Raw genomic sequence first — 19,816 nt, forward strand, 5'->3', positions numbered from 1 at the left:
AGAAAAAAATAACTATGAGCGTCTACTACACACTCTGTTTTCTGGCAGCGTTGGCGATTTTTATCGCCTTTGCCAACCAGTATGTTGTGAAGATCCAGACCACCATCGCCATTACTGCGGGCTCCATGCTGATCTCCGCACTGCTGGTGCTGTTTGGCAAACTGGGTTGGTTCAATCTGGAACCTCTTGCCGTCAAGACCATGGAGAGCATCGACTTCCAGAACTTCCTGCTGAAGGGGATTCTGGGCTTCCTGCTGTTCGCCGGTGGCCTTGGCATCAACCTCAAGGCGCTGCGTAGCCAGAAGTGGGAGATCACCATTCTGGCCATCATTGCCACCCTGCTCTCCACCTTCCTCATCGGCTACGGCTTCTGGTTTATCGCCAAGCTGCTGGGCTGGGAGTTGCCGCTGGTCTACTGCATGCTGTTCGGCGCGCTGATCTCCCCCACTGACCCGATTGCCGTACTGGCCATCGTCAAGAAGATGAAAGCGCCACCCCAGATCGCCATCCAGATCGAAGGGGAATCCCTGTTCAACGACGGTGTTGGCCTCGTCATCTTCGCTACCGTGTTTGCCGTCGCCTTTGGCGGTGTCGAGCCCACCTTCGGTAGCGTGGCCGGTCTGTTCCTGCACGAAGCCCTCGGCGGCATCCTGTTCGGCGCCGTGCTGGGTCTCATCGCCCACGTGATGATCAGCGCCACCGATGACGGTTCATTGGAGCTGCTGCTGACTCTCTGTATCCCGACCGCCGGTTTTGCCTTTGCCAACATGATCGGCGTCTCCGGCGCACTGGCCATGGTGGTCACCGGCATCATGATCGGCAACTGGACCCGTCACTCCGGCTTCTCCGAGCAGAGCAGCCATCACCTGGATCACTTCTGGGAGTTGATGGACCAGTTCCTCAACGCCCTGCTGTTCCTGCTGATCGGTCTGGCGCTGGTACTGCTGGATCTCGCCTGGCGTGACTGGATCCTGCTGGTCATTGCGGTGCCGCTCTGCCTGGGCGCCCGCTTTATCAGCGTGTCGCTACCCTATGTGGCTTTCCGCCGATTCCGCAATTACAACACCTTCTCGGTGCGGATCCTCACCTGGGGTGGCCTGCGCGGTGGTCTGGCGATGGCGATGGCACTGGCACTCCCCTCCGGCGTCATGATGATCCCGGAACATGGCGTCGACCTGCGTCAGGTCATCCTGGTGATGACCTACTCGGTGGTGATGTTCTCCATCGTGGTGCAAGGCATGACCATCACCCCGATGATCACGGCAGCCAAGAAGGCCTGTGGCGACTACTGAGTCGGCCCACTGTGCTGATTGCAGAATGAGAGAGGGCTCCCGTCGGGAGCCCTCTTTTTATGGCGGATAGCTGCGGATATTTGCTGCTGATAGCACCTTGATTACACAGAGGAAAAGCGTACTGACTTCAACATCGGCAAATTATTGTTTGCTTTTTATTCATTTCGAGGAGAGAATGCGCGTCGGCTAGTTAATCAGCCTGTTTATGTTTGCCCTGCAATGCTTCACCTCACGATGAATCCTGCCAGTACCCGCATAACCTTCTTCTGATTTACTCGCCTTGAGAACCGTCAGGCTGTCTGCCTGCGTTGCCCGGCTCTCACGGTGCAGACCCGATCTGCCCACCCAATTTGATTTATGCATCAGCATATTCCTTGAAAGTGCAGACGCCCCTTAACCGGGCTGGGTATTCCTGCGCGCTTGTCGTTCACCCAATCGACCGCGCCCATTGACCTGACATTTGCCAATACAAGGAGCAAACACCTAATTTATATAGAGAAATACCATGATGAAAGCAGTACAAACACACAAGCCCCTGCGTCGCAGCAAACCCATCAACCTGCCTGTGCAAGAGCACGACAATGATGCGTTTCTGATCCAGTTCAGCACCCGCTTCAGCGGCGGTTTCGCCATCTCCTGTGATGGTATCGCTGGCGAGTTCTCCATCGAAGACCTCAACTGATCCTGCCTGCCCTCCGGCAGCGCCCGATGCAGACAGGCCGCAACTCACGGCGGCCTCTTTGCTTCTCTCACGCCTTTAACCAGACCCGGCCTCTTGCTTGTCACTCAGCCTGACAGCTACCTCGCCATTCGCTTTCCTGCTCTCTGACCTTGATCACTGCTCCAACAGCAGGCACTCATCGGCATCTTCGCTCAACTTGACCAGTCGACTGCGCACCAGCCCCAGCTTGGCCAGCAGGCCGATGGATCGCTCGTTGCCCGGGGTGACGATGGCGACCACCTGCCCGATCCCCAATCGGCTTTTGCCATCGGCAAGAGCGGCCTGCGCCGCTTCAATAGCGTAGCCATGCCCACGATATTGCGGCAGGAAGGCGTAACCGATATCGACCTGCTCCAGGGTATCGCGCTTGATCAAACCGCAGATACCGAGGCTGGCACCGTCCTCCTTGCGCTCCACCAGATAGAGTCCGTGACCATAGCGGGCATAGCTGACCGCCGGCCCCTGCTGGATATACTCCTGCGCCTGTTCGAGGGTGCGAATGCCCCGATCACCGATGTAACGATAAAAGTCGCAGTCATTGAGCAGCTCAAGGATGAAGGGGGCATCGGTGGCGATCATTTCGCGCAGGATCAGGCGGGAGGAGGCAATCATGGCAAGGGCTCTCAAACGGAAAGTGAAGGGCAAAGAGTGCCCCGTCACTCCCGGGCTGGCAAGCCTGTGGCGCCATCAGCCATGAAAAAGGGGCCATGTTGGCCCCTGATGAGATGGGATAAACGGGCTCAGGCAGCCAGCAATCCGGCGTAGCCATTACCCTGCTCGCGCAGCGCAGTGAACTGGGCGGCGCAATCGGCCCAGCTCAGCCCCAGCGCATCTGCCACCTTGTGGGGCCACTCGGGTGGCGCCTCTTCCCCCACATCGGATTGCGCAGCCAGCACGATCGCCAGATGGATCAACCCGGCCTCGGCGGAGAACTCCTTGGCCAGCATGGGGTTGTAGTGATACTCCACCGCATTGCTGATGGTCTCGGGGAACTTCCAGTAGCGTGCCATGGCAGCCCCGACCTGGGCATAGTTGAAGCCGACCACCAGCTCTTCCGCCTTGGCCCGCCCCTTGTGCAACTCCAGATCGTGAATGTGGTGGACGGTGTTTTCCGGCAGGCCCACATGCATCACCAAGCGACCGAGATCGTAGAGCAGGGCGCAGGTAAAGACCTCATCCCCCTTCATCCCCTTCTTCACCGCCAGACGACGCGCCAGCTCCGCCACGTTGAACACGCAGCCCCAGAAATGTTTGAGATCAATGCCGGGCACCGAAGTGACCGATTCGGTGAGCCCGCAGGCCAGCACCATGTTGCGCACCATCGCCAACCCCAACCGCACCGCGGCCTCATTGACGGTGCCAATCTGACGACTGCTGCCGAATTTGGCCGAGTTGGCCAGACGCAGCAGCTTGGCGGAGATGACAGGGTCCTTGTTGATCAGCTTGCTGATCTTGAGCAGATCCGGATCCTTTTCATTGAAGGTCTGGATCAAATCGCGCATCACTTCCGGGATCTGGGGCAGTAGCTTGGGCTCAGCCAGCAGGGAATCTATCGTGGGCATAGGCGTGTCCATCCATGTTATCTGTGTTCCAACCTGTTTGCCGCGGCAAACTCCCGTTAATTATGGGTAACAAATGGCCTCCCCATCGGATTGTTTATTCGCAGGCCGTTCAAGGTGTTAGCCCCATTCAGGCTATACTGGCCGCCACATTCACTGTTGCGGATATCCCATGAACGACACTCAGGAATTTTTTGACGAAGAGACGCTGCTGGAGATGGTGGAGAACCAGCTCAACGATGGTCACCCGCCCCATGTGAAGGCGACCCTGATGCGGTTGGTGATGAAGGGCACCCCGCGGGAAGAGGCGCTGCAATATATCGCCTGCGCCCTCGGGGCCGAGCTGATGGCGATGGAGGCAGATCAGGGCCCCTTCAATCTGACCCGTTACGGCGAGTTCCTCGACAGCCTGCCCGAGATGCCGTGGGCCGACGACTGACCCGAGCTGGATAACGGATGCAAAAAGGGCGGGTGCCAATGGCCCCGCCCTTTTGCATGGATCCGCTCCGGATCAGAACTGGGAGTTGATGATCACCTCTTCCCCCAGCGCCCCTGCCAACGGCAGTGGCCGATAGCTGGAGTTGGCGGCGCGCAGCAGACGAATGCCGCGAATGCCGATCTCCTGCGCCGCCTTGATGTCGCCATCGGCATCGCCATAGAAGAGCTTCATCTGCTTATCCTTGAGCCACTGCACCTTGGTATTCTGGCCTGGCTGATCACCGGCGAAGATCACCGGATTGAGCTGGTCGGCCGGAATATTCATGGTCTGCTGCAAGGTCTGGCTCACGGTTTCGGTCTTGGTGGCCGAGCGACCGGTGACGAAATAGATGTGGTCACCGCGCTTGAGGTGCATGGCGATGAGCGCCTTGCCCACCTCTTTCGGCATGCTGAACGCATCCCAACCGTTGTTCATCTTCTCCCAGAAGGCGGGGTTCTTCAGATAGCTCTCGTCGTTGGGCGAGAACTCCTGCTTGCCGCGATAAAAACCCGGGCTGGAGAAGAGCAGGGTATCGTCGATATCAAACCCGACGGCCATCGGGGGCAGGCCATCCAGACTCTTGGCAATCTGCTCCACCGATACCCAGTGGATTGGCGCCTGCTGGGCCAGAGTGACGGTGGTGACACCGGCAGGGATCGGCTGAAGGGTAGCGGCTTGACCCGCGACGGCAGGCAGAGAGAGGGCGACAGCCAGCAAGGAGGCAAGCAGCGCCGGACGAGAGACGTGTTTCATAAGGCAGGTTGTCATCTTGAATCAAAAGAGGGGGCCAATAGTGCCCCCATCCCGCCTCGCAAATCTGTGAATGCTCCTGCAAAAGGGAGCATTTGACGCCCGATAATTAATCCTCGATTGGCAGCAGATCGGTAAAAACAAAGCCGTCGCGCAGCACTGTCTCGCCGACCCGAATGCCAAGCGGGCGGGAGAACATGGGGCCATCATAGGCCAGGGTGTGAAACTCGCCGTTCTCACCGCACGGATCGACCCCCTCCGGCAGCGCCGCCAGCAGTGCCTCGTCAAACTCATGGCCCCCCAGGCTGGCATCCAGCTTGTTCGGGTCGAGAGCACTGATCCGCGCCTTCAATCCAGCGGCCACCATCTGCAGCGCCAGTTCACGGGTATTGCTGCCCCACAGCGGGAACAGTGGTTCGATGCCGGTACCTGCCAGCTGCTTTTCACGGTAGGCGCGCACATCCTCGAGGAACAAGTCGCCAAAGGCCATATGGCGGATCCCCTGTGCCACCACATCGGCGATAAAGCCGGTCATGATGCGGGCGTAATCCTCGTTGCTGCAGGGCCAGGGCAGATCGATGGTGATGAGGGGCAGCCCGACGCAGGCGGCCTGCTCGGTCAACAGCTGCTTGCGCACCCCGTGCATCGCCACCCGCTCGAATGCCTGATTGAGGGTGGTAAACAGCCCCACCACCTCGATGGCGGGATCTTGCCGCAACTGATGCAGTGCCCATGCGCAATCCTTGCCGCTGCTCCAGGAGAGCAGTACCCGTTTCTTTTCCATCATTCCTCCGCCAGCGGGGCACTCGGATTGCCCCAAAAAGATGCAAGACAGTGTTGCGAATTGCGCGATTTACACACAAGAGGCAGGCAGCATACTCTCGATCACCTGTATATGCCCCTTGCACGGGGTGACAATAACTAAAAAAACCGATGGGAAACATACGGATATGACCACGACCACACAACAACACTATCACGCCCGCCCCCTCAATCGACAGGATTACAAAACCCTGAGTCTGGCTGCCCTCGGCGGTGCGCTGGAGTTTTACGACTTCATCATCTTCGTCTTCTTCGCCGTGGTCATCGGCGAGCTGTTCTTCCCGGCCGACATTCCCGAGTGGCTGCGCCAGTTCCAGACCTTCGGCATCTTCGCCGCCGGTTATCTGGCCCGCCCGCTGGGCGGCATCATCATGGCCCACTTTGGCGATCTCATCGGTCGCAAGCGGATGTTCACCCTCAGCATCATCATGATGGCGCTGCCGACCCTGTTGATCGGTCTGCTGCCGACTTATGCGGTGCTCGGCATCGGCGCCCCCATCGCCCTGCTGGGACTGCGGCTCCTGCAAGGCGCCGCCATCGGCGGTGAAGTGCCCGGCGCCTGGGTATTTGTCGCCGAGCACGTCCCTGCCCGTCGGGTCGGGGTCGCCTGCGGCACGCTCACGGCGGGATTGACGGCCGGCATACTGCTTGGCTCCCTGATCGCCACTGCGGTCAACAAGAGCCTGACCCCGGCCGAAGTGAGTGACTGGGGCTGGCGAGTGCCCTTCCTGCTCGGCGGTATCTTCGGCATCGTCGCCATGTACCTGCGTCGCTGGTTGCACGAAACCCCGGTCTTCGCCGAGATGAAAGCCAACAAGACCCTGGCTGACGAGCTTCCTCTCAAATCGGTGCTGCGCAACCACAAGAGCAGCGTGGTAGTCTCCATGCTGCTCACCTGGCTGCTCTCCGCCGGTATCGTGGTGGTGATCCTGATGACCCCCACCTATCTGCAGAAGGTCTATGGCATCAGCCCGGCTGACGCCCTGACCGCCAACTCGCTGGCCATCGTGGCCCTGACCCTCGGCTGCATCGTCTATGGTCGACTGATCGACCTGCTGGGCAGCGGTCTCACCTTCATGTTCGGCTCCCTGCTGCTGGCGGGCTCCAGCTACGCCTTCTATCACGGTCTGGCGGCCGGTACGAGCCAGCTGGTGCCGCTCTACATGCTGGCAGGCTTTGCGGTCGGGATTGTCGGCGCCGTGCCTTACGTGATGGTCAACGCCTTCCCGCCGGTGGTGCGCTTCTCGGGCCTGTCATTCTCCTACAACGTGGCCTACGCCATCTTCGGCGGCCTCACCCCGATGGCGGTGACCCTCTGGATGAAGAGCGACATGCTGGCCCCCTCCCACTATGTGGTGAGCCTGTCGGTGCTGGGTTTCGCCATCGGTCTCTGGCTCTGGTTCCAGCAACGGGCCATCCGGCAACAGCAAGCACCGCAAGCGGCCTGACCCGAACAACAAGCCTCGGCATCTGCCGGGGCTTTTTTGTACTGCTTATGTTCAGTTTCGCCAGCATAAGATAGCCTCCCTCTGGGGCCTGCCACCCGCATCGCCCCATGGCTCCCAACTCTTTATCCGAGGCTCAAGATGTTCTTTCAGGTCGTATTACTCACCTTGCTGGCGCTGCTGCCCATGGTCAACCCGCCCACCACGGCCACCCTGCTGCTGGGACTGAGCAAGGGGATGTCGCGCGAACACGTGCGCCGTCAGGTCAATCTGGCTGCCATCTATCTGTTCTGCACCCTCTGCATCACCTTCTTTATCGGATCCTCGATCCTGGATCTGTTCGGGATCTCCATTCCGGGCTTGCGCCTGGCCGGTGGCCTCATCATCGGCTTTATCGGCTTTCGCATGCTGTTCCCCGCCCCCAGCCAGCAGAGCGGGGTCGATATAAACCAGAGCATTGCCTTCGTACCGCTCACCATGCCCAGCATGTGCGGGCCGGGCACCATGGCGCTGGTAATAAGCGGTGCCGCCCAGATTGCCGAACTGCCTGACGAGTACAACCGCCTCACCATCTACGCCGGTGTGGTAACGGCGTTTGCCCTGATGAGCCTGATCAGCTGGGGAGTATTGAAGCTGGCGGATCCGGTCTGCAAGATCCTGGGCGCCACCGGCATCGATGCCATGACCCGTATCATGGGCTTCCTGCTGGTCTGCATGGGTATGCAGTTTTGCATCAACGGCATCAAGGAAGTGGCACAGGATCCGGTCTTCCACGGCGGCCAGACCGTGCAAACCGCGCCGACACTACCGCAGGCTTCCGGCACGTTTGATCAGTTGCCGCAGAAGCCCACCGGCTCTGATTGAAAACGGTATCAAAAAGTCCCTGACGATCTGCACTGATCTTGTTCCTGATCATGTTATTGACACACAAATGAGTTAGTTTGTTTTTCATACAGACTTTATTCAGATGGACGCTGATAGGTTTGTTGATGAATACCCACTCAACTTCAGGAGAGTATGCAGATGGACAAGATGCTGACCGAAATAGGGAGCCATAGCCTGTTTCACGAGTACCTGAACGTGGTTGGGATTGCGAGCCCATCCCTCGCCAAGATTGAGCAACGCTGGGAATATAAAGATCAAGAGCAGCTGGTAGCCAAAATCCAGATCGACAAACAGGGTAACGCTCGCTATTTCATCGACGCCCGCGCCATATCCGTCAACTGATACCGAATAACCCGCCAGCCCCGGTCCAACGACCGGGGCTTTTTGTTGCCTGTGGTTCCCTGAATAGCAAAACCCCGGCAAGAGCCAGGGTTTGAATTCATCGGGTTACGCCGCTGCGCGGCTAACCCAAACCTACGAAGTGCCACCCACGGTGAGCTGATCCAGTTTGAGGGTGGGTTGGCCGACACCGACCGGCACGCTCTGCCCCTCCTTGCCGCAGATGCCAACCCCGCGATCCAGCGCAAGATCGCTACCCACCATGGAGACCTGGCTCATCGCTTCGGGGCCGTTGCCGATCAGGGTCGCCCCCTTGATGGGAGCGGTGATCTTGCCATCCTCGATGAGGTAGGCCTCGGAGGCGGAGAAGACAAACTTGCCGGAGGTGATGTCCACCTGACCGCCACCGAAGTTGGGGGCATAAATGCCCTTCTTCACCGAAGCGATGATCTCCGCCGGATCATACTGGCCCGCCAGCATGTAGGTGTTAGTCATGCGCGGCATCGGCATGGCGGCGTAGGATTCGCGGCGCCCGTTGCCGGTGAGTGGCACGCCCATCAGACGGGCGTTCTGCTTGTCCTGCAGGTAACCCTTGAGGATGCCGTTCTCGATCAGCACGTTGTAGCCACCCGGTGTCCCCTCGTCATCGATGGAGACGGAGCCGCGCCGACCCGGCAGGGTGCCATCATCGACGATGGTACAGTGCTTGGAGGCCACCTGCTCGCCGATGCGGCCAGCAAATGCGGAAGATCCCTTGCGGTTGAAATCCCCCTCCAGACCGTGGCCCACCGCCTCGTGCAGCAGCACGCCGGGCCAGCCGGAGCCCAGTACCACCGGCATGGTGCCGGCTGGCGCGTCGATGGCTTCCAGATTGACCAGTGCCTGACGCACCGCCTCGCGCACATAGCCAAAGGCGCGGCTCTCCAGCCCGTCCAGTTCGAGGAACCAGTCGTAACCAAAGCGACCACCGCCACCGGCACTGCCACGCTCGCGGCGATCGCCCTTCTCGGCAATCACGGTCACCGACAGACGCACCAGCGGACGCACATCCGCGGCCAGGGTGCCGTCGGTGGCGGCCACCAGCACCTCTTCGTAGACGCCGCTGATGGAGGCCATCACCTGATTGATGGCGGGATCCAGACTTCTGGCGAACTTGTCCATCTGCTCCAGCAGGGCGATCTTCTGATGCTTGTCGAGGGTCTGCAGCGGATCCATGGCCGGATAGAGCAGGTTCGCTTCGGTGCGGGCCCACGCCTTCACCTTGCCGTGAGCACCTGCTGCGGCGATGCCGCGAGCGGCAGTCACCGACTGTTGCAGCGCCAGCAGGCTCAGCTCGTCCGAGTAGGCGAAGCCGGTCTTCTCGCCGCTGACGGCGCGCACCCCGACCCCCTGATCGATGTTGTAGCTGCCATCCTTGACGATGCCATCTTCCAGCATCCAGGACTCGTGCCAGCTGCGCTGGAAATAGAGATCGCCGAACTCGACCTGATGGCTCATCAGGCTGCCGAGCAACTGCTGCAGGCGCCCTTCGTCGAGATCGTTCGGGGCCAACAGGGAGGCACTAACCTGGCTCAATAGACTCAATCTTCTTCTCCACTCTCGTAACGAGCTGTTTTAAATCGTCTTGCCGACGGGTTGGCAACAAGCCACACCATCACAACAAACGGGCATGCTCCAGCACGGGCAAACGGCTGCGTTTCAATTTTTCACCACACCATCAGAGCAAACGGGCGTGTTGCAGCACTGGCATGGTGCGTTTCAATTCATCGATAAGCCCGGGTTCCATCTTCGCCAGCACTGTGCCGCGCCCGGACTCTTTGCTCGCCAGCACCCGACCCCAGGGGTCGATCACCATGCTGTGGCCCCAGGTCTGGCGCCCTATCTCGTGAGTGCCGCCCTGATTGGCAGCGACTACGTAACACTGGTTTTCGATGGCGCGGGCCCGCAGCAGCGGCTCCCAGTGCGCCTCGCCGGTCACGGCGGTAAAGGCGGCAGGCACCAGCAGTACGCGGGCACCGGCACGGGCCAACTGGCGGTAGAGCTCGGGAAAGCGCAGATCATAACAGATCGAGAGGCCGAGGGGACCAAAGGGGGAGTCCACCAACACAGGCGCCTCCCCCGGGCTGAAGGTCTCCGACTCACGGTAGCGACCGTGATTGTCCGCCACATCCACGTCGAACAGGTGGATCTTGTGGTAGTAGCCCCTGAGCTCACCGCTTGGGTCAAACACCAGCGAGCTGGTGTGAATATGGTCGGAATCGGCGATGGTGGTCGGCATTCTTGTCGGCATAGCCCCGGCCACCAGCCAGATGCCGTAATCGCGGGCCCATTCAGCCAGTTGCTGCTGGATCGGGCCCTCACCTATGGCCTCGGCACCATCCAGATAGCCCTGTCGTTCGCCAAACAGGGCGAAGTTCTCCGGCAGCAGCACCAGCAGCGGCCGCTCTTTGGGCAAGGCCGCCAGCTCGGCGGCGATCTGCTCCCGGTTATCCTGCCAGTGACGGCCAGATACCAGCTGTATTGCGGCTAACCACATGACGTTCTCCTTGTCGCTTGGGCCATCAGACGGTGACAGCATCCCCCGCCTGCAGGGTGTAATCCAGTACAATGATTCGCGCCAGCACTGGGCGAAAGATGGCCTTGAGGGCATCGTGATCAGGATGGGGCAGATAGCGCTGGCGGGCCGCTTCGTCGGCGAAGGTCATCAGTACGCTGTGGGTAAACCCATCGGCCCGCCCCTCCGGGCTGTCATCCCGACCCCACTCCACGGCGGTCACGCCGCTGACCTGATGGGGAATGGCGAGAAAGGCGGTACGCACCGCATCTATCCGGGCAGGCTGGGTGTCCGGCTTGAAGGCGATCAGCAGGATATGTCGGATCATGGCTCACTCCTTGTGATGGTGCCGGGCCGCTCGTTCAGCGCTGAGCAGGCCCCGCGTGTTTGGGGCTCAGCAGGAAAGGGGTCACCTCTTGGGTCGGCAGGCCGGGGGCAACGGCGTCAACCGCCTCTTTCTGCTGCTGGTTGAGCTTGATGCGCGCGCGATCTCGCCCCGCCTCGATCAGCTTGGGTGCGTCTAGCGGGCCCGAGATGCGAAAATCGATGCGGGTCACCACATCCACCACCGGCTCCAGCAGTTTGGAGAGGGCCAGCACATAGAGACCCGTGACCGGCGTGATGGAGAAGGCCGCCACCACCGGCAGGGTGCCCCCCAGATTGGGGGAGAAGCTCAGCTCGTAGTCGAGCTGCCAGCCCACCAGATCGGCGATCCCCTCGCCGCGCAGGTTGCCTGCCGCCCCCTTCATATAGAAATCATCGTTGCTTACCTGCCCCTGCTTGATGGTGGCAGAGGCGGACATGGATTCGAAGTAGAAGCCCTTGTCGAACACATCGCGAAAATCGAGCCGCAGCTTGCGCAGCAGGGAGTCGAGACTGAGCAGAGAGAGCAGCCGCGCCCCCTTGTCGTTGACCTCGCGCAGGGTGCCGCCCTCCAGCTGATAGTTGGCACTGCCCCCCAGAGTCGGCAGGCTCGGGCGATAGGGCACATCCTGCCAGTTCAGATCAAAAGCGAGGGAGCCGGGGGCATCGCCGATGGGGGAGGTGTAGCCGAGCCGCTTGAGCAGCAGCTCGCTGTTGTTGCTGATCAGCTTGCCACGGGCGCGGGTCTGCATCCGGTTGCCATCGGCCAGCCAGTCGACGCTGCCGGTGAGCTGACTCCCCGCCAGCCGCACATCCAGCCCCTTGAGTGTCACCTTGTTGGCGCCGGGCACCAGCTCCCCTTTCACTTCACCAAGAGGTAGCTCGCCAAAGCGGCAATCGACGCAGCTCACTTTCAACCAGGGGATGGATGCCATGATGGCGTTGTCCTGCTTGGCATCGGGATCCGGGCTGAGATCCGAACTCTTGCCAGACCAGTAGATGCGGGCAAACTTGGCATCCACCGGACGATTGGCTACTGCAGGCAGGCGGATCACCCCCATCACATCGGGGCTGTCGATCATCACTTCGGTAGCCTGATTGGTCGGCCCCACGGTGAAACGCGCCGCCTTGAGGGTGGCACTGCCGATATAGGCGCGAGCCAGCTGTCCATCCACCCACCACTCCTGCGGCAGGAAGGCCGGGCCAACCACCGCATTGCCAGTCTGGTTCTGCGCTGGCAGCCACTGCTTGAGTCGCGCCAGCCAGCCACCCACATCGGCCTCCTGCTGGTTGATGGCAAGCAGCATGGGGGCATCGCGCATTACCCGGGCGCCCGGCTGACCCACATCGACCCGCACCCGACTGAGATAAGGCACCCCTTCGCCGTAGACCAGTCGGGTCTGCATATCCACATCAGCCCCCAGCACGGCACGAATGTCGGCGCTGCCATCCCGGCCACGAGCGATCACCTTGAGCGGCAGCCGGCTGGCACTGCTCTTGGCCAGTGGCAGCGGCAGATCCAGCCCCATCCCCTGCAGGTTGGAGTCGAGCGCCAGCTGGAAGCTGAACGGCTTGCTCTCGGGCAAGGTCAACCCGAGCTTGCCGCCCCAGTTACTGCGACCGTTGAGAATGCCGTATGAAGAGATGGCGGCGGGTTGGCGGCGGCTATCCCACTGCCCCTTGAAATCGAGGTCGACCTGATAGTGATCCGGATGCTGGCGCCCCTGATAGTCGAGGGTCAGCGGCTGGTTCCACAGGCTCGCCTTGAGGTTGTTGAAACGGGTCTGCTGGTTGTCATATTCAAGGCGCCCCTGCACCTTCTCCAGCGGCAGATCCAGACTGGCGACCCGCACCTTGTTGTTGCTGAAGGTGGCATCGCCACTCGCCTTGACCTCGCTCTCGCCATCGAGAGGAATATCGAGCTTGACCGAACCGGCCATCGGGCCACGGATCTCGATCTCCCGCAGCGCCTGTCCCACCGAACTGCCCAGCGGGGAGTCCTGCAGGTAGTCGCTGATGGCCTGGCCCTCCCCCTGCACCTTGGCATCCACATAGAGGTGGGCGCCGGGGGAGAGATCCGGGATCCAGGCATGCACCGAGTCGGAGCTCACCTTGCCGAGTTTGGTGGAGCGGCTGCGCATATCGAGACCAGCATTCTGGAACAACAGGTCGATCTGCAGGTCGGTAAGCGGTTGCCAACCGGGGAAGAACTCGTAGGTGGCCTGCTCCAGCGGCACCGCCACCTGGAAGATGCCCTTGCCGTTGTCGTAGGGGAAATCCCGAAACTCCCCATACCAGAGCAGGTCAGCCCCCTTGGCCTTGCCCCCCTTGATGGCGCCGCTCAGGTAATCCACCAGCCCCTTGTCCATCGCCTGCAGCGGGAAGTAGCGATCCGCATGGCCCGCATTCTTCACATCGATGCGGCCGGTCAGGGCCAGGAAAGGGTGCTCGAACAGATCGAGGCGGAAACGGCTGGCCAGGGTCAGATCCGGGTTATCCAGCGCGATATCCTGCCCGTAGAGCACCCAGCCCTGTTCCTCGTGCCACCAGTCGAGGCGGGCCGAGAAGTTGTCGACCGGGATCGGCATCTTGAAGTGACGGGCGGGATCCACCTTGTCGTTCGCCAGCGCCAATCTGGCGCTACCGCCGGTCGGGGTAAGCCAGAACTCGCCGTTGAAATCCTGCATCCCGGGTATATCCTGCCACGCCTTGAGGCGCACCTTGCTGAAGCGGCCACTGAGGGAGAGACCCTGCCAGTCGGCGTTGGCCAGCAGCGTCAGATCCTGCAACGAACCCTGCGGATTGGTCTGGCGCAGGGTCTCGCAGAGTGTGGGGTAGAGCGCCGAGACCAGCTGACTGATCTGGGTGATCTTGTCGAACTCAATACTGGGCAGATAGCCCTGCACCCGATCCCCGATCCGTTCCAGTTGCAAGCGGCTCTGCAACCAGGGTTTGCCATCCAGCTTGAAGGTGACGTTGTGGCTGGCCAGCTGCCAGTCGGTACCCTCACGGCGCAGCTGGATCTTGCCACCATCGAGGCCGAAATGGTGCATATCCCCTTTCTTGGGATCCTTCCAGATCAGGTAGTTGTTGCCAAACGCCAGCAGGGTATTGCCCAGCTTGCCGCTGTCAAACTCGCTCCAGAGCTGGAAGTCGAGCTGACCGGCAACCTTGGGTTCGCCCGCATGGATTTTGGCCAGGGTCGGGGTGATATCGAGCTGGCGGGCCCCCAGATAGAGTTGCCCCTTGAGGCGATCGAGCTGGGCCGTCGGGGCGTCCACATCCAGAATAAGATCGAGGGTGCTCTCGCCCACCCCGTTGATGAGGTAAGCCTTGCCGACCCCGTGATGGCGCTTGCCACGGTTCTGCCAGCGCAGTTGGGCGATGTCGAGGGCGCGCAGATCACCGAGGGAGGTGGTGACGCTGAGGCGGGTGTTGTGCACATCGAAGGTAGAGAGCTGGGTCAGCAGAAAGCGCAGCAGGGCGCCCTGCTGGGGATCGCCGGAGGGGCTGTCGTCAGCCGGTTGGCGCAAGTCGATGGTGATATCGCCATCGCTCAGGATCAGCTCGCCAAACACCGGCTTGAGCTCGTTAATGGTGCGCCAGAAGTCGAGATGCACCCAGGCTTTGCCGAGCTGTACGGCAAAACGCCCCGAATCCGGGGCGATGGCGAGTTGCTGCAGTTCGAGGGCCGGGCCGGATTGTGTCCAGTCCAGCCCCACTTGCTCCACGCTGACCTTGAGCTGCGAATCACCCAGCAGAGTGTGGATCAGACTCTCCCGGTATTGATTCAGCAAAGGGCCCCCGACCCGTACCAAAGTGACCAGCATGGCCATCAGTACGAACAGGACCCCCAGGGCCAACCAGCCCCGACTCAGCCAGCGATAGACCAATTACATCATCACCACGTCGAACTGCTCCTGACCACAGAGGGGTTCGCTCACTACCCGCACCTGCTTGCCGATGAACACTTCCAGCTCCGCCAGACTGTGGGACTCCTCGCCATGGAGGTAGTCGGCCACGGCCGGGGCCGCGTAGACGGTGAACTGATCCGCATCGTAGGCGCGATTGACCCGGATGATCTCCCGCAGGATCTCGAAGCAGACCGACTCCACCGTCTTGACCCGGCCGCGCCCCTTGCACTCGGGGCACTCGGAGCAGAGCACGTGCTCCAGGCTCTCGCGGGTGCGCTTGCGGGTCATCTCCACCAGACCGAGCTGGGAGAAGCCGTTGACGTTGGTCTTGGCGCGATCCTTTGACAGCGCCTGCTCCAGACTGTGCAGCACCCGACGGCGGTGATCCTCGGACTGCATGTCGATGAAGTCGATGATGATGATGCCGCCGAGATTGCGCAGTCGCAGATGACGGGCAATGGCCGCCGTCGCCTCGACGTTGGTGTTGAAGATGGTCTCTTCCAGATTGCGATGGCCGACAAAGGCGCCGGTGTTGATATCCACCGTGGTCATGGCTTCGGTCTGGTCGATGATGAGGTAGCCGCCGGATTTCAGCTCTACCTTGCGTTCCAGCGCCCGCTGGATCTCGTTCTCCACGTCGTAGAGATCGAAGATAGGCGACTCGCCGGGGTAATACTCCAGCTTGCTGGCCAGCTCAGGCACGTACTCTTCGGTGAAGCGCTTGAGCTGATCGAAGCTCTGGCGCGAGTCAACGCGGATCTTGTCGAGCTCGGCACCGACAAAGTCGCGCACCACTCGAAATGCCAGACTGGGATCCTCGTAGAGGATCTTGCAGGGTGGATACTTCTGCTTGCGCTCGAGGATCTTGCGCCACAGGCGTTTCAGGAAGGCTGCATCCTGCTCCAGCTCCTGCTCCCCCACCCCTTCGGCGGCGGTGCGGATGATGTAGCCACCCAGCTCGTCCACATAGCCAGCTACGGTGCGCTTGAGGCGCTCCCGTTCCGCTTCGGACTCGATACGTTGGGAGACACCGACGTGGGCGCTGCCCGGCATAAAGACCAGATAGCGGGATGGCAGGGTGATATCGGTAGTGAGACGGGCACCCTTGGTACCCAGTGGATCTTTCACCACCTGCACCATGATGTCCTGCCCCTGACGCACCAACTCGGCGATGTTGCCGACCTGAAACTGCTCCTTCTCCTTCACCGCCACACACTCGGTGTGAGGGACGATATCAGAGGCGTGCAAAAAAGCTGCCTTGTCCATGCCGATATCGACGAAGGCCGCCTGCATACCCGGGAGTACCCGACTGATCTTGCCTTTGTAGATATTGCCGACAATGCCGCGCTTGGCCTGACGCTCTACATGCACTTCCTGCAGCAGACCGTTTTCGACCAGAGCGACCCGGGTTTCGGAGGGGGTAACGTTAACCAGCAGTTCTACCGACATAAGTAACCTTGCCTGTTCCAGTTTTGAATTCTATAGAGCCAATCCGGTACAACGCGCGCAAGGAAGAAACGCAGCAGAGCACAGCTGACGGGAAATTATTTGAGCTGTTCCAGATGATGCTTGATCAGCAGGTCTGTCTCCAGCAGGGGCAGGCCGACCACGGCGCTATAGCTCCCTTCTATGCGGCTGACAAACTTGCCGGCAATACCCTGAATGCCATAAGCCCCGGCCTTGTCACAGGGCTCACCGGTCTGCCAGTAGGCCTCGATCTCGGCCTCGTCCAGCTTGCGAAACGCCACGTTGGTGGTGACCAGACGCACGTCACAACGATCCTTGCTGGCCAGCGCCACCGCCGTCATCACCTGATGCACCTTGCCGGAGAGGGACTCCAGCATATCTTTGGCATCCAGCAGATCGGACGGTTTCTCCAGTACCCGGTCGCCCAGCACCACTATGGTGTCGGCACCCAGCACCGGCAACGCCGTCGGCGCACACGCCACGCCCGCCATCGCCTTGTCACGGGCGAGGCGGCAGACATAATCCTGCGCCTTTTCACCCTCTTCCCGCTGCTCGGGCACATCCAGTTTCAGCACCTCGAAGCGGTAGCCAATCTGGGTCAGCAGTTCACGGCGACGGGGAGAAGCCGAGGCGAGATAGAGTTGTGGTTCGTTGTTTTTGTTCATATTTACCTGATATTGAAGCGGCGCCGCACCTTGCGCAGCACCAGAAACACCCAGGGCCATATTAGCATCGTCGTCAACGTCGACCAAAAGTAGGAGAAGTTGAGGCTGGCCTGGCTGAACAGATGCTCGGCCCAGAATACCGTCATTTTACCCACCAGCGAGAGGCCACCGATGATCAGTGCCTGCTGCCAGAGGGAGAAGTTGCGGATCTTCTGGAACTGGAAGGCCGCCAGATAGGTGGTAATGGCCATCGCCATCGCCCGCACGCCGAGGGTGCTGCCAAGCAGCACATCCAGCAGCAGGCCCGCCACCCAGGCGGTGCCGACGTTGGTCCGGTGCGGCAAGGCCAGCGCCCAGTAGATGAGCACCATGGCCAGCCAGTCCGGGCGGAAGGGGTCAAATTCGAAAGGAAGCGGCAGGATCGACAGGCTCAAGGCCAGCAGGATCGAGATCCAGATCCAGATCCTGCCGCTGGCGGGTTCTAGCATCAGCGGGTGGCTCCTGCGGCGGACGCAGCGGGAGCCGCCCGTTCGCCATCCTCATCATGTACTTCAGGCTTCTTGTCGGTCCACAGCAACAGCAGATAGCGCAGTCTGTCCAGCTCCACCAGCGGCTTGGCCTCGACCTGAGCGAAGGGCTTGCCCTCCACATACTCGGAGCGGGTCACAGTCGCCACCGGATAACCTTCCGGGAAGCGGCCACCCAGACCCGAGGTAACCAGCAGATCACCCACCTGAATATCGGTATTGCGCGGCAGGTTGCGCAGCTCAAGCTTGTCGAGCTCGCCACTGCCGGAGGCAATGGCGCGCAAGTCGTTGCGCAGCACCCGCACCGGAATACCATGACTGGAGTCGGTGATCAGCAGCACGCGACTGGTGGTGGAGCCCACATGGAGCACCTGACCAATCACGCCCTGATCGTTGATCACCGCCTGACCGTTGTAGACGCCATCCAGCGCCCCCTTGTTGATCAGCACCTGATGGCTGAAGGGGTCGGAATCCACTGACAGCAGCTCGGCCACCATCTTGCGGGACTCCTTGTGCACCGGCGAACCCAGCAGCTCACGCAGCCGCTGGTTCTCGTGTTCCAGCTGATCCATTTTGAGCAGACGGGCCCGCAGAGTGAACAGTTGCTGCTCCTGCTGTTTGGTCTGCTCGATGAGATCGGCGCGGGTCTGCACCTGGGTCGACATGGTGTCGAGCAGGGTACCCGGCGCATTGGCCATGTATTGCAGGGGACTGACTAACGAACTGAGGTAGACGCGGACATGGGTAAACACACCGAAGCGGGAATCCGCGACGATGGCAGCGATGGAGATGATGACGGCGAGAAACAACCGTAACTGAAGCGAAGGGCCTCTACCAAAAATGGGTTTCATGGGTCGTCAAAAAAGAGCCGGCACGCTGGCCGGCTTTGGGTCTTATTCGTAGTGGAACAGATCGCCACCGTGCATATCGATCAACTCCAGCGCCTTGCCGCCGCCACGGGCCACACAGGTGAGGGGATCTTCGGCCACGACGACAGGAATGCCGGTCTCTTCCATCAGCAGACGGTCGATATCTTTCAGCAGTGCGCCACCACCGGTCAGCACCATGCCGCGCTCGGAGATGTCGGAAGCCAGTTCCGGCGGAGACTGCTCCAACGCCACCATGACGGCAGCCACGATACCGGACAACGGCTCTTGCAGCGCTTCCAGGATTTCGTTGGAGTTGAGGGTGAAGCTGCGCGGTACACCTTCGGCCAGGTTGCGACCACGGACTTCAATCTCGCGCACCTCTTCGCCCGGATAGGCGGAGCCGATCTCGTGCTTGATGCGCTCGGCAGTCGCTTCACCGATCAGGCTGCCGTAGTTGCGACGGACGTAGCTGATGATCGCCTCGTCAAACTTGTCGCCACCGATACGGACGGACTGGGAGTAGACCACACCGTTCAGGGAGATGATGGCCACTTCAGTGGTACCACCACCGATATCGACCACCATGGAACCGGTCGCTTCGGACACCGGCAGGCCGGCACCGATGGCAGCAGCCATAGGCTCGTCGATCAGGTAGACCTCGCGGGCACCGGCGCCCAGTGCGGACTCCTTGATGGCGCGACGCTCAACCTGAGTTGAACCGCACGGTACACACACCAGCACACGCGGGCTGGGGCGGAAATAGTTGTTGTCGTGAACCTGTTTGATGAAGTGCTGCAGCATCTTCTCGGTCACGTAGAAATCGGCGATCACGCCGTCTTTCATCGGGCGGATTGCGGAAATGTTGCCCGGGGTACGGCCCAGCATCTGCTTGGCGGCATGACCGACAGCAGCGACCGATTTGGCGTTCCCGCGCTCTTGGCGAATGGCGACAACTGAGGGTTCGTTAAGGACGATCCCTTGATCTTTTACATAGATCAGGGTGTTGGCAGTTCCCAAATCGATCGACAGATCGTTGGAAAAGACGCCTCTGAGCTTTTTGAACATGGCTACGGGAAATCCTAAGAATTTGGAGGTGCAGAAAACCGGCTAACTTTACCAATGCCCACCCCAATGGGCAAGCGCTCAAACTGTCGCCAATCAATCAG

The 19,816-nt window shown here is 60.6% G+C and carries 19 protein-coding genes; 6 read left to right on the forward strand and 13 right to left on the reverse strand.

Annotation, left to right across the window (positions count from 1 at the left end; translation table 11 throughout):
- Positions 1-14 precede the first annotated feature (14 nt).
- Both AB5Y85_RS06530 and AB5Y85_RS06535 read left to right on the forward strand, forming a co-directional pair.
- Positions 15-1,292, forward strand: a complete 1,278-nt coding sequence (locus AB5Y85_RS06530) for a sodium:proton antiporter (RefSeq protein ID WP_021231596.1) — start codon at positions 15-17, stop codon at positions 1,290-1,292.
- 505 nt (positions 1,293-1,797) lie between these two features.
- Complete coding sequence (locus AB5Y85_RS06535; protein WP_005340085.1) at positions 1,798-1,974, forward strand: hypothetical protein; 177 nt, start codon at positions 1,798-1,800, stop codon at positions 1,972-1,974.
- Positions 1,975-2,127: 153 nt separating this feature from the next.
- On the opposite strand, the gene AB5Y85_RS06540 is transcribed toward AB5Y85_RS06535, so the two are convergent.
- Entirely contained in the window at positions 2,128-2,625 is a 498-nt protein-coding gene (locus tag AB5Y85_RS06540) for a GNAT family N-acetyltransferase (RefSeq protein WP_257687238.1), read from the reverse strand.
- Between the two features lie 128 nt (positions 2,626-2,753).
- Complete coding sequence (locus AB5Y85_RS06545) at positions 2,754-3,575, reverse strand: HDOD domain-containing protein (RefSeq protein WP_236354071.1); 822 nt, start codon at positions 3,573-3,575, stop codon at positions 2,754-2,756.
- Positions 3,576-3,744: 169 nt separating this feature from the next.
- On the opposite strand from AB5Y85_RS06545, the gene AB5Y85_RS06550 reads away from it, so the two are divergent.
- Positions 3,745-4,011 (forward strand): hypothetical protein, encoded by a 267-nt coding sequence (locus AB5Y85_RS06550; protein ID WP_019446505.1) that lies wholly within the window; start codon positions 3,745-3,747, stop codon positions 4,009-4,011.
- Between the two features lie 72 nt (positions 4,012-4,083).
- Here the strand turns inward: AB5Y85_RS06550 and aphA are convergent, their stop codons facing one another.
- A complete protein-coding gene (gene aphA, locus AB5Y85_RS06555; RefSeq protein ID WP_257687239.1) occupies positions 4,084-4,803 on the reverse strand; it encodes an acid phosphatase AphA in 720 nt (239 codons plus the stop codon).
- Positions 4,804-4,909: 106 nt separating this feature from the next.
- A complete protein-coding gene (locus tag AB5Y85_RS06560; RefSeq protein ID WP_257687266.1) occupies positions 4,910-5,584 on the reverse strand; it encodes an adenine nucleotide alpha hydrolase in 675 nt (224 codons plus the stop codon).
- Between the two features lie 166 nt (positions 5,585-5,750).
- Here AB5Y85_RS06560 and AB5Y85_RS06565 point away from each other — a divergent pair, with 166 nt between their 5' ends.
- The 3 genes from AB5Y85_RS06565 to AB5Y85_RS06575 all read left to right on the forward strand — a co-directional run bounded on the left by AB5Y85_RS06565 (position 5,751) and on the right by AB5Y85_RS06575 (position 8,294).
- Entirely contained in the window at positions 5,751-7,070 is a 1,320-nt protein-coding gene (locus tag AB5Y85_RS06565; RefSeq protein WP_368221286.1) for an MFS transporter, read from the forward strand.
- Between the two features lie 138 nt (positions 7,071-7,208).
- Positions 7,209-7,931 (forward strand): MarC family NAAT transporter, encoded by a 723-nt coding sequence (locus AB5Y85_RS06570; RefSeq protein ID WP_236381783.1) that lies wholly within the window; start codon positions 7,209-7,211, stop codon positions 7,929-7,931.
- A gap of 159 nt (positions 7,932-8,090) precedes the next feature.
- Positions 8,091-8,294 carry a hypothetical protein gene (locus tag AB5Y85_RS06575; protein WP_005340062.1) on the forward strand — a complete coding sequence of 68 codons (204 nt, stop codon included), beginning with the start codon at positions 8,091-8,093 and terminating at the stop codon, positions 8,292-8,294.
- Positions 8,295-8,426: 132 nt separating this feature from the next.
- Here AB5Y85_RS06575 and tldD read toward each other — a convergent pair whose 3' ends face one another.
- The 9 genes from tldD to AB5Y85_RS06620 all read right to left on the reverse strand — a co-directional run bounded on the left by tldD (position 8,427) and on the right by AB5Y85_RS06620 (position 19,715).
- A complete protein-coding gene (tldD, locus tag AB5Y85_RS06580; RefSeq protein WP_026035085.1) occupies positions 8,427-9,875 on the reverse strand; it encodes a metalloprotease TldD in 1,449 nt (482 codons plus the stop codon).
- Between the two features lie 133 nt (positions 9,876-10,008).
- On the reverse strand, positions 10,009-10,827 hold the full coding sequence (locus AB5Y85_RS06585) for a carbon-nitrogen hydrolase family protein (RefSeq protein ID WP_236272302.1): 819 nt from the start codon (positions 10,825-10,827) through the stop codon (positions 10,009-10,011).
- Between the two features lie 25 nt (positions 10,828-10,852).
- Complete coding sequence (locus AB5Y85_RS06590; RefSeq protein ID WP_236272301.1) at positions 10,853-11,173, reverse strand: Dabb family protein; 321 nt, start codon at positions 11,171-11,173, stop codon at positions 10,853-10,855.
- Between the two features lie 34 nt (positions 11,174-11,207).
- Complete coding sequence (locus tag AB5Y85_RS06595) at positions 11,208-15,101, reverse strand: YhdP family protein (RefSeq protein ID WP_257687241.1); 3,894 nt, start codon at positions 15,099-15,101, stop codon at positions 11,208-11,210.
- A complete protein-coding gene (rng, locus tag AB5Y85_RS06600) occupies positions 15,102-16,571 on the reverse strand; it encodes a ribonuclease G (protein WP_005340056.1) in 1,470 nt (489 codons plus the stop codon).
- A gap of 95 nt (positions 16,572-16,666) precedes the next feature.
- On the reverse strand, positions 16,667-17,254 hold the full coding sequence (locus AB5Y85_RS06605; RefSeq protein WP_005340055.1) for a nucleoside triphosphate pyrophosphatase: 588 nt from the start codon (positions 17,252-17,254) through the stop codon (positions 16,667-16,669).
- A 2-nt stretch (positions 17,255-17,256) separates the two neighbouring features.
- The gene (mreD, locus tag AB5Y85_RS06610; RefSeq protein WP_005340054.1) at positions 17,257-17,742 is read right to left on the reverse strand and encodes a rod shape-determining protein MreD; all 486 of its coding nucleotides are present in this window, start codon (positions 17,740-17,742) and stop codon (positions 17,257-17,259) included.
- The gene (gene mreC, locus AB5Y85_RS06615) at positions 17,742-18,632 is read right to left on the reverse strand and encodes a rod shape-determining protein MreC (RefSeq protein WP_005340053.1); all 891 of its coding nucleotides are present in this window, start codon (positions 18,630-18,632) and stop codon (positions 17,742-17,744) included. Before mreC ends, mreD begins: the two co-directional genes overlap by 1 nt.
- A gap of 42 nt (positions 18,633-18,674) precedes the next feature.
- Complete coding sequence (locus AB5Y85_RS06620) at positions 18,675-19,715, reverse strand: rod shape-determining protein (protein WP_005340051.1); 1,041 nt, start codon at positions 19,713-19,715, stop codon at positions 18,675-18,677.
- Positions 19,716-19,816: the final 101 nt, after the last annotated feature.

Origin of the sequence: Aeromonas sp. R3-1, from assembly GCF_040908345.1 — a bacterium.
Lineage (GTDB): Bacteria > Pseudomonadota > Gammaproteobacteria > Enterobacterales > Aeromonadaceae > Aeromonas > Aeromonas veronii.